General features: G+C 73.9%; 11 protein-coding genes. 6 read left to right on the plus strand and 5 right to left on the minus strand.

What is annotated here, in order from left to right:
- Positions 1–176: 176 nt before the first annotated feature.
- The 3 genes from ACFXGA_RS38030 to ACFXGA_RS38040 form a co-directional block, all read right to left on the minus strand.
- Positions 177–845: a VOC family protein gene (locus ACFXGA_RS38030; RefSeq protein WP_378097330.1), complete on the minus strand. Its 669-nt coding sequence runs from the start codon at positions 843–845 to the stop codon at positions 177–179.
- 28 nt (positions 846–873) lie between these two features.
- Positions 874–2,919: a putative bifunctional diguanylate cyclase/phosphodiesterase gene (locus ACFXGA_RS38035; RefSeq protein WP_378097334.1), complete on the minus strand. Its 2,046-nt coding sequence runs from the start codon at positions 2,917–2,919 to the stop codon at positions 874–876.
- A gap of 68 nt (positions 2,920–2,987) precedes the next feature.
- Complete coding sequence (locus ACFXGA_RS38040; protein ID WP_378097337.1) at positions 2,988–3,344, minus strand: hypothetical protein; 357 nt, start codon at positions 3,342–3,344, stop codon at positions 2,988–2,990.
- A gap of 68 nt (positions 3,345–3,412) precedes the next feature.
- Between ACFXGA_RS38040 and ACFXGA_RS38045 the strand changes: the two genes are divergently transcribed.
- A complete protein-coding gene (locus ACFXGA_RS38045; protein WP_378097340.1) occupies positions 3,413–4,189 on the plus strand; it encodes a glycerophosphodiester phosphodiesterase in 777 nt (258 codons plus the stop codon).
- Positions 4,190–4,416: 227 nt separating this feature from the next.
- The gene (locus tag ACFXGA_RS38050) at positions 4,417–5,814 is read left to right on the plus strand and encodes an MFS transporter (RefSeq protein ID WP_378097343.1); all 1,398 of its coding nucleotides are present in this window, start codon (positions 4,417–4,419) and stop codon (positions 5,812–5,814) included.
- A 16-nt stretch (positions 5,815–5,830) separates the two neighbouring features.
- Here the strand turns inward: ACFXGA_RS38050 and ACFXGA_RS38055 are convergent, their stop codons facing one another.
- Together ACFXGA_RS38055 and ACFXGA_RS38060 are read right to left on the minus strand one after the other, a co-directional pair.
- A complete protein-coding gene (locus ACFXGA_RS38055; RefSeq protein WP_378097346.1) occupies positions 5,831–6,550 on the minus strand; it encodes a hypothetical protein in 720 nt (239 codons plus the stop codon).
- Positions 6,547–6,861 carry a PadR family transcriptional regulator gene (locus ACFXGA_RS38060; RefSeq protein WP_378097360.1) on the minus strand — a complete coding sequence of 105 codons (315 nt, stop codon included), beginning with the start codon at positions 6,859–6,861 and terminating at the stop codon, positions 6,547–6,549. Before ACFXGA_RS38060 ends, ACFXGA_RS38055 begins: the two co-directional genes overlap by 4 nt.
- A gap of 279 nt (positions 6,862–7,140) precedes the next feature.
- Between ACFXGA_RS38060 and ACFXGA_RS38065 the strand changes: the two genes are divergently transcribed.
- The 4 genes from ACFXGA_RS38065 (at position 7,141) to ACFXGA_RS38080 (ending at position 9,886) form a co-directional block, all read left to right on the plus strand.
- Positions 7,141–7,860 carry a thymidine kinase gene (locus ACFXGA_RS38065; protein ID WP_378097348.1) on the plus strand — a complete coding sequence of 240 codons (720 nt, stop codon included), beginning with the start codon at positions 7,141–7,143 and terminating at the stop codon, positions 7,858–7,860.
- Positions 7,861–7,933: 73 nt separating this feature from the next.
- The gene (locus tag ACFXGA_RS38070) at positions 7,934–8,539 is read left to right on the plus strand and encodes a helix-turn-helix domain-containing protein (protein ID WP_378097351.1); all 606 of its coding nucleotides are present in this window, start codon (positions 7,934–7,936) and stop codon (positions 8,537–8,539) included.
- Positions 8,540–8,600: 61 nt separating this feature from the next.
- Complete coding sequence (locus ACFXGA_RS38075; protein WP_378097354.1) at positions 8,601–9,071, plus strand: NUDIX domain-containing protein; 471 nt, start codon at positions 8,601–8,603, stop codon at positions 9,069–9,071.
- A 470-nt stretch (positions 9,072–9,541) separates the two neighbouring features.
- Positions 9,542–9,886 carry an RNA polymerase-binding protein RbpA gene (locus ACFXGA_RS38080; protein WP_378097357.1) on the plus strand — a complete coding sequence of 115 codons (345 nt, stop codon included), beginning with the start codon at positions 9,542–9,544 and terminating at the stop codon, positions 9,884–9,886.
- Positions 9,887–9,906: the final 20 nt, after the last annotated feature.

Consider the following 9,906-nt stretch of genomic DNA (forward strand, 5'->3'; position numbering starts at 1 on the left):
TGTCAAGGGGGCGGTTCCGGCGCAAGGTGCGGTAGGGGTGGGAGTGCCCCCTTGACACGCGCGGTAGGGCTGCGCCAGGTCGGCGGGATGACACGAAGCCCTGGTCTGTTCGTGGCGAACGGACCAGGGCTTCGGGGTGGGCGGGTCGGGGGCGGGGGTGGCGGGGGTCGTCCGGGTCAGGCGTGGGCTTGTTCGGTGGTGGACCAGGTGCCGCCCCAGCCGGGCGGGTTCTCCAGGATGGCGAAGGCGGTGCCGGTGGGGTCGGCGATGGCGGCGACGTGGCCGGTCGGGACCTCGCGTGGGGGGATGAGGACGGTGCCGCCCAGGGCGGTGGCGTCGGCGGCGGCGCGGGTGGTGTCGGGGACGGCGTAGTAGCAGGTCCAGCCACCGGGGGCGGTGAGGCGGCCGGCGACGGGGCGGCGGTCGTCGGCGGTGGTGGCGTCGTAGAGGGTGAAGTCGGCGTCGGGGTCGCGGACCTGCCAGCCCAGTGCGGTGGCCCAGTAGTCGTCGTCCGCGGGGCCGCCCATGAGTTCGACCCAGCAGGGTTCGCCGGGGCGGGGCGGGGGTGCCCAGGGGCCGTGCAGGACGCGGCCGGTGTCGGTGGCGGCGCCGTCGGGGAGGTCGCGGGTGTCGGTGGCGGCGAAGACGAGCCGGCGGCCGGGGTCGCCGGGGCGGACGTGGGTGGCGAGGCGGTCGCCGACCCAGCCGGTGAACGAGCCGTCGGGTTCGGCGATGATCACCCAGCCGAGGAGCCGGGCGTAGAACTCGGCGACGGGTTCGGGGGTGGGGGTGGTCAGTTCGACGCGGCGGACACCGCGTGCGGGGCTGTCGGGGGTACCGGGCACGGCGGTGGTTTCCCATCGGGGGCGGGGGTCAGGAACGCGCCCCATCCTCCGCACCGGCCAGGCGTGGCGACAATGCTCCGTTCGGCCGCTGCGGGTGGTCCGGGAGGACCTGGGCGAGCGGGATGGGGCGGCCGAGGTGGAAGCCCTGGCCGATGCGCACGCCGAGGCGGACGAGGGCGTCGACCTGGGCGGGGCGTTCGACCCATTCGGCGACGGCGGACAGGCCGAGGCCCTGGGCGATCTGGACGATGCCGGCGACGAGGACGGCGTCGGTGGAGCGTTCGTCGATGCCGCGCACGAACTCGCCGTCGATCTTGATGCCGGTGATGGGCAGGTGCTTGAGGTGGACGAAGGACCCGAACCCGGAGCCGAAGTCGTCGAGGATGATGCGGCAGCCGAAGCCGCGCAGTTGCAGGGCCAGGGCGCGGGCGGCGTCGAGGTTGGTGACGGCGGCGGTCTCGGTGATCTCCAGGCCGAGGCGGCCGGGTGCGACGCCGGCGGTGGCGAGGCGGTCCAGGACGAACCCGCCGAAGTCCTCGTCCTCGAGGGTGCGGCCGGAGACGTTGACGTTGAACCGCAGGTCGGGGTCGGGGTGGCGGACGAGGGCGTCGATGGCGGTGGACAGCACCCACCGGTCGATGTCCAGGACGAGGTCGGAGCGTTCGGCCTCGGGCAGGAACTCGGCGGGCCCGAGGTAGGGGGTGCGGCCGTCCTCCAGGCGCAGCAGCAGTTCGTGGCCGAGGGTGCGGCCGGTGGCCAGTTGCACCATGGGCATGGCGTGCAGGACGAGGCCGCCGTGGTCGAGGGCGGCGCGCAGCCGGTCGAGCACGGAGACGCGTTTGGCGGTGTCGGCGTAGTGGCCGGGTTCGTAGACGGTGACGCGGTTGCGGCCGGCGGCCTTGGAGGCGTAGAGGGCGAGGTCGGCGTTGGCGAGGACGAGTTCCCAGGTGTCGCCGGGCCCGTACTCGGCGACGCCGGTGGACACGGTGATGCTGCGGGCGGCGCCGACCAGCGGGAGGGCGGCGACGGCGTCGCGCAAGCCTTCGGCGACGCGGGCGGCGTCGGCGGTGCCGGCGCCGGGTAGGACGACGGCGAACTCGTCGCCGCCGAGCCTGCCGATGAGCTGGCCCGGCGCGAGCCGGGACCGCAGGGCGGAGGCCAGGGCCTTCATCAGCCGGTCGCCGACGGCGTGGCCGCGCAGGTCGTTGACGTCCTTGAAGTTGTCCAGGTCGAGCAGCAGCATCGCGCCGGGGCCGCCGCCGGCGAGCTGCCGTTCGAGTTCGCGGGTGACGGCGCGCCGGTTGGCCAGGCCGGTGAGCGGGTCCTGTTCGGCCAGGGCGAGCAGTTCGTCGTGGACGCGGCGGGCGCGGGTGATGTCGTGGGCGGTGCCCAGCACGCGCAGGGGGACGCCGTCCTCGTCGGCGACGACCTCCCCGAAGCACTCGAACCAGCGTTCGACGCGGTCGTCGCCGATGATCATGCGGTGGGTGTAGGAGAACCCGGCCCCGGAGCGCATGGCCTCCTCGAGGGTGGCCTGGATCATCGGCAGGTCGTCGGGGTGGACGTGGGCGGCGTAGCCGTCGAAGTCCAGTTCGGTGTCGGCGGCGAACCCGAACATCTCCAGCAGGGTGTCCGACCAGACGACGCGGTCCTCGGCGATGTGCCACTCCCAGGTGCCCATGCGGCCGAGGACCTGGGCGCGGCGCAGCGCGTCGGCCTCGTGGGTGGCCTCCAGCTCGCGGTCGCGCCACGCGGTGACGTCCACGACCCGGTAGAGCAGGTGCGCGTCGTCGTCCGGGCCGTCGGGGTCGAGGGGTTGGCAGGTGACCTCGAGCCAGCGGTGGCCCTTGCGGTAGGCGCTGGGGGTGAGCAGCGCGAGGCCGGAGCGGGGGCGTTCGGGCGCGCCGGGCAGCAGCGCGGGCAGCGACCGGCCGACCACGTGCTCGACCGGGACGCCCAGGATCTCCGCGAGGGCCGGGTTGACCCAGGCCAGTGTGCCGTGCACGTCCGTGACACCGAAACCGACGTCGGCCCGGTCGAGCACCTCGCGGTGCAACGCGCCGTTGCCGTTCACGCGCCCCTCCTCGCCCACCCGCGCGTCATGATGGTCGAGACCACGCTGTGCGGGCAAGCCGGCCTCGTTCAGCGCAACCGCTCCAGACCGCGGGCGGTGTCGACCAGCTCCCCCGCCAGCCGGCGCAGCTCCGCGCCGTCCGCGCCGTCCTCGGCGGCGGTGGCGACGTCCTCCGCGGCGCAGCGCAGCTGGAACAGCCGGTCCTGCAGGTCGGCCAGCTCCCCCGCGGACAGCACCACGGCGTCCTCGGGCAGCCCGCCGCGCTGCACCGCGGCACGGCGTTCGTAGGCGCGTTGCCGGCACGGTTGCGCGCAGTACCGGCGCGGCCGGCCGATCCGGCCGCTGTCGGGCAGGCGGCGCCCGCACCAGGCGCAGTGCCTGGCCTCCTCACGGCGCGCCGCGACGGCCTCGCTCACCAGCTCCATGGCCGGCGACGGTATCCGGCTACCCACCGGTCACCGCAACGCCACGCCGCCAGGGCACACTCCGGTGTGTGACCGCGACCCACCCGTACCTGTCCGGACCGCACCCGAGGGCGTTCGCGCACCGGGGCTGGCACCTCGACGACCTGTCGGGGATGGAGAACTCGCTGTCGGCGTTCCGCCGGGCGGCGCGGGAGGGCTACCGGTACCTGGAGACGGACGTGCACGCCACCTCCGACGGTGTGGTGGTGGTGCACCACGACGCGCTGCTGGACCGCACGACGGACGCGACCGGTCCGGTGGCCGGGCAGCCGTGGTCGGCGGTGCGGCGGGCGAAGGTGGGCGGCCGGGAGCCGGTGTGCCGGTTGGCGGACCTGCTGGAGGAGCTGCCCGACGCGATGGTGAACATCGACGTCAAGGCCGACTCGGCGGTGGAGCCGGTGCTGGAGGTGCTGCGCCGGGCGGACGCGCTGGGCCGGGTGTGCCTGGCGTCGTTCTCGGAGCGGCGGCTGGCGGAGCTGCGGCGGCGGGGCGGTCCGGGGCTGCTGACGTCGATGGGGCCGCGTTCGGCGGGGGCGTTGTGGGCGGCGGGCCGGGTGCCGCTGGTGGGGTTGCCGGTGCGGGGCGCGGTGGCGCAGGTGCCGGTGCGGCAGGGCCGGTTGCTGGTGGTGGACGGCCGGTTCGTGCGGGCCGCGCACCGGCGGGGGCTGGAGGTGCACGTGTGGACGGTGGACGAGGAGGCCGAGATGCGGCGGCTGTTGGACCTCGGGGTGGACGGGTTGGTCACGGACCGGCCCGACCGGCTGCGCGACGTGCTGGTCGAGCGGGAGGTGTGGGCGGGCGGCTGAGACGCCGAGCGCCGGGGACGCGGTGCGTGTCGTCGGGTGGGGTGGGGCCGGTGGGCGGCGGTGCCGGCGTTCCGGGTGGGAGGCGGGGTGCCGTGGCGGGGGCCGGGCGGCGGTGCGGGTGGTGCGGGTGGTGTGGCCGTGGCGTGGGTGGCGTGCGGGAGACCGGTTGGCAACAGGTTGGTGGTGATCGCCACCGGCGGGCGGGGCGCGATATACAGTCCGCCCCCATGAGCGTGGCCGACAGCACCGCAACCGCCCAGGACCGCAAGCGGGAGCAACGCGGGTGGACCTGGTACGACTGGGCGAACTCGGTGTTCCCCACATCCGTGGTCACCGTGTTCCTCTCCGGCTACCTCACCGCGGTGGCCAAGGAGGCGGCGGTCGCGGACGTCGCCCACAACGGGCCGGACGCGTGCGTGGACGGCTCGTTGCGGCAGTGCGACATCTCGCTGTTCGGCGCGTACTTCCCGGCCGGGTCGCTGTGGGGCTACCTGCTGTCGATCGCGACCGTGGTGCAGGTGGTGGTGCTGCCGGTCATGGGCGCGATCGCCGACCGGACGCAGAACAAGCGCCGCATGCTGGCGGGGCTGGCGTTCACCGGGTCGGCCGCCACCGCGGCCCTGGCGACCGTCGGCGGCGACGACTGGCACCTGGGCGTGGCGCTGTTCATCGTCGGCAACATCTGCTACGGCGCGTCGGTCGTCGTGTACTACGCGTTCCTGCCGGAGATCGCCGCGCCCGACGAGCGGGACGCGGTGTCCTCGCGCGGGTGGGCGTTCGGCTACCTGGGCGGCGGTCTGGCGCTGGCGGTGCAGCTGGCGTTGTTCGTCGGCCACGACGCGATCGGGTTGACCGAGGGCGTGGCGGTGCGGGTGGGGTTCGTGCTGTCGGGTCTGTGGTGGGCCGGGTTCACCCTGATCCCGCTGGCGCGGCTCAAGCGGCACCAGGCCCCGCACGGCACCGAGTCCGGCGCGTCGGTGATCACCGCCGGGTTCGCCGAGCTGCGCCAGACGGTCAGGCAGGCGCGGATGTTCCCGCTGACGCTGGCGTTCCTGGGCACCTACCTGATCTACACCGACGGCATCGCCACCGTCGCGAACGTCTCGGCCCAGTACGGCCGCGACGAGCTGCGGCTGGACGAGACGGTGCTGATCACGACGATCCTGATCGTGCAGTTCGTCGCGTTCCTCGGCGGTGTGCTGCACGGCCGGGTCGCGCGCTCGTGGGGCGCGAAGCGCACCATCATGGCCAGCCTGTGCGTGTGGATCGTGGTGATCGGCGCGGCGTTCTTCGTGCAGGCCGGGCAGCAGACCCAGTTCTACGCCCTGGCGGCCGGGATCGGGCTGGTGCTGGGCGGCACGAACGCGTTGTCGCGGTCGTTGTTCTCGCAGATGATCCCGCCGGGCCGGGAGGCGCAGTACTTCTCGCTCTACGAGGTGGGCGAGCGGTCCACGTCGTGGCTGGGGCCGCTGGTGTTCGCCGGGGTCGGCCAGGCCACCGGGTCGTTCCGGCTCGCGATCATCTCGCTGGTGGTGTTCTTCGTGGTCGGCTTCGTGCTGATGGTCTTCGTGCCGGTGCGGCGGGCGATCGTGGCGTCGGGCAACCCGGTGCCCGCGAAGGTCTGACCGCCCGCCGCGCCGGTCAGGCCGGGGCCGCGGGCCGGCGCGCCGTCCAGGGCCGCACCAGCACCACCGCGACGGCGGCGACCAGCCACGCGGCCAGCATCGTCGGCGTGGACAGCGCGGGCGTGAACGCCACGGTCGCCACGCCCGCCGGCACGGCGAGGGCCGCGGCCGGCCACCAGCGCCGCGACACCGGCGGGGCCTCCCGGTGGAACCCCGCCACCACCGCCGCCGCGGTCGCCGCCGCCGGGACGTGCCACAGCAGCGTCCACCACGGCGACACCCCCGCCGCCGACCAGGCCAGGGCCGCGAGCGACGCCGCGCCCAGCAGCCCGCCCGCGACCCGGCCCACCGCGCGCCGCCCCGCCACCAGCGCCGCGAACGCCACCGCGGCCAGGGCGTCGTACCACCAGCCCTCCGGCACCTCGCCGCCCCACCGGGCGGTCACCGTCCACGACTGGGCCGCCGCGACCAGCTGCCCCAGCAGGCCGGTCAACGCCACCAGCCGCCACGCCGTGCCGGCCGCGCGTCGCGCGCCCAGCCGCACCCGCACGGCCAGCGCCGCCGTCGCGCCCGCCTCGCCCCACCCCGGCCAGCCGTGCTCCAGGTCCAGGTCGTCGGTGCGGTCGGCCAGCAGGATCCCGACCATCTCCTCCTCGCGCTCCGCCCGGTACCAGGCGGGCAGCAGCCGCAGCAGCGCCCGGTAGCGGCGTTCCAGGTTCGACCTGTTCGACCTCACAGCGCTCCCCTCGCCCGCAGCACCGACGACGCGGCGCGCACGTTGGCCGACAACCTCGCCACCTCGGCCGACAGCGCCCGCACCCCGGCGTCGGTCAGCCGGTAGTAGCGGCGCAGCCGGCCCTGGTGGACCTCCTCGCGGTCGCGCTCGGCCAGGCCCTCGGCGACCAGCCGGTCGAGCACCCCGTAGAGCGTGCCCACCCGCAGCCGCATGCGGCCCTCCGACAGCACCTCGACCGCGCGCACGATCGCGTACCCGTGCAACGGCTCCTCCGCCAACGCGGTGAGCACCAGGAACACCTGCTCCGACATACCCCTCACACCGCAGGTTATATCGCGAAGCGGTATATCTCGGCAATGCGGAACGCCGGTCGGGGGTCCGGTCTCCGGCGGCGGGTCGCAACAGAGGGGGTCGGCCGGCCGTAGGCGGCGCAGGCGGGTCCGCTGGCGCAGGCGGGTCGGATGGCGGCGCGACGGGTGCTGTGGGTCGGGTGGTGCGGGGTGGTGGCCGGGCAGGTGGTGGGGCGGCCGGGTGGGCGCGGTGGAGGTCGCGGCGGGCGGGGCGGTGGCGGCCCGTTAGGGTGGCCGCCCGTGGAACCGATCATCCCCGCCCCGGACCCGACCGACGCGTTGTCCTCCGTGCCCGCCGCCGGGGCCGGGCGCGGGATCGCGCCGACCGGGCGGTTGCGGTTCTTCTTCGGGCCGATGGACTGCGGCAAGTCGACGTTGGCGTTGCAGATCGACCACAACCAGGCGCGGCAGGGGCGGCGCGGGTTGTTGTTGGTGCGTCACGACCGTTCGGGGACGCCGACGATCTCGAGCCGGATGGGTCTGGCCCGCAACGCGCTGGAGGTGCACGAGGGCATGGACCTGTGCGCGTTGGTGCGGGAGCGGTGGGCGGCCGGGCACCGGGTGGACTACCTGATCGTGGACGAGGCGCAGTTCCTGTCCACGGGGCAGGTCGACGACCTGGCGGAGTTGGCCGACGACGCGCACCTGGAGGTGTACTGCTTCGGGCTGGCGACGGATTTCCGCAGCCGGCTGTTCCCGGGGTCGCGGCGGTTGTTCGAGCTGGCCGACGAGTTGAACGCGATCCAGGTGGAGGTGTTGTGCTGGTGCGGCCGGCCGGGCCGGTTCAACGCCCGGGTGCACGACGGGGACGTGGTGCGGGCGGGTGACACGGTGCTGGTGGCGGACACGTCGGCCGCGGACGCCGCGGAGGTCCGCTACCAGGTGCTGTGCCGCACCCACTACCGCACGGGGGATCTGGGTCCGCACGCGGTGGACGGCCACCAGCTGAGCCTGGCCTGACGGGCCGGTGTGGACGGCGGGCGGCGCGGCCGGCCACAATGGCAACCTCCTGTTGCCGATACCGGGACACGACATGGACGACGCAGACGACGCTGCAGGCGGCGCTGCCGCGGATCCGACCGCCGGGGTGCTGGACCGGGTGGGCGAGCGGTTGCGGCACATCCGCACGAGCCGGGGTGCGACGTTGGCGGACCTGGCGGCGGCGACGGGGATCTCGAAGAGCACGTTGTCGCGGCTGGAGTCGGGGTTGCGGCGGCCGAGCCTGGAGCTGCTGTTGCCGATCGCGCGGGCGCACCGGGTGCCGTTGGACGAGCTGGTGGGCGCGCCGCCGGTGGGCGATCCGCGGATCCGGCCGGTGCCGGTGCGCCGCAACGGCATGACGGTGCTGCCGTTGACGCAGCAGCCGGGCGGTCTGCAGGCGTACAAGATGATCATCCCGGACCGGGGTGAGCCGGATCCGCGCACGCACACCGGCTACGAGTGGCTCTACGTGCTGTCGGGGCGGTTGCGGCTGGTGCTGGCGGATCACGACGTGGTGCTGGCGCCGGGCGAGGCGGCGGAGTTCGACACGCGGTTGCCGCACTGGTTCGGGCCGGCGGGGCCGGAGCCGGTGGAGATCCTGAGCCTGTTCGGCAAGCAGGGCGAGCAGATCCACATGCGCACCCGCCGCCGGCGTTGAGGGCTCCGGCCGCGGGTGCGGGCGTGGCGGGTGACACTGGGGGCATGACGGGACGGCGCGGGTGACGGGGCGGCGCAGCGCGGGGATCGTGCTGCACCGGGTGGTGGACGGGGAGCCGCAGGTGTTGCTGGGGCACATGGGCGGCCCGTTCTGGGCGCGGCGGGACGAGGGCGCGTGGTCGATCCCGAAGGGCGAGCCGGTGGACGGGGAGGAGCCGGAGGCGACGGCGCGGCGGGAGTTCGCCGAGGAGTTGGGGGTGCCGGTGCCGGAGGGGGTGCTGGTGCCGTTGGGCGAGGTGCGGCAGTCGGGCGGGAAGGTGGTGGCGGCGTGGGCGCTGGCCGCGGACCTGGACCCCGATCGGGTGGTTCCGGGGACGTTCACCCTGGAGTGGCCGCGCGGGTCGGGTCGGCTGCGGGAGTTCCCGGAGGTGGACCGGGTGGCGTGGTTCCCGTTGGCCGAGGCCCGCGTGCGGATCGTGGCGGGGCAGCGCCCGTTGCTGGACCGCCTGTCCGAGAAGCTCACTTTCGGGTGACACTGAGGGTATCGAACGGATAAAGCGTCCGATTGGACGTTTGGGTGCGGTCCGGTCGGGTGATTCATCCTCATGTTCGCCACCGAGCACACCCGGTCCGCCACCCTGCGTGGTGAGGTCCGCGAAAACTTACGAAATGACTTTGCGTAACCGTAACCATGACAGGCGTCACTACTGTCGAGTTAAACCCGCCTTAACGTCGCCCTGCGTGGTCGGTCTAAGCTGTCGCAGCCGCACGACGACTGCCAGGAATGCTCCATCCGTGTGATGGGTTGACCCGGTAGCTTGATAACGCGTCACGATCCGCCCGCGATGGCATCCCTCAGAGGGAAGCCTTCGTTGACGGGTGAAAGACGTCACTGTGGGCGACGATGACCGTGAAGCCGGGAACGAACGGAGCAGTCCGGTCGTTGCACTCGGTGAGCAACAAGCCTGGGCCCCGGCCCTGAGCCGAGCGAAAGGACACCGCCATGGCCGACCGCGTTCTACGGGGTAGCCGGCTCGGAGCAGTCAGCTACGAGACCGACCGCAATCACGACCTCGCCCCGCGCCGGTCGGTGCGGTACGCCTGCCCCAAGGGCCACGACTTCGAGGTCCCCTTCTCCGACGACGCCGAGATCCCCCACACCTGGGAGTGTCGCCTGCACGGCCAGGAGTCCAAGATCATCGACGGTGCCGAGCCGGAGCAGAAGAAGGTCAAGCCGCCGCGCACGCACTGGGACATGCTCCTGGAGCGGCGCACGATCCCGGAGCTGGAGGAGCTGCTGGACGAGCGGCTGGAGGAGCTGAGGGGGCGGCGCACCCGCACCGCCTGACCCGTGCCACGTCGTGAGGC

It is taken from the genome of Actinosynnema sp. NPDC059335, assembly GCF_042752395.1.
Taxonomy (GTDB): Bacteria; Actinomycetota; Actinomycetes; order Mycobacteriales; family Pseudonocardiaceae; genus Actinosynnema.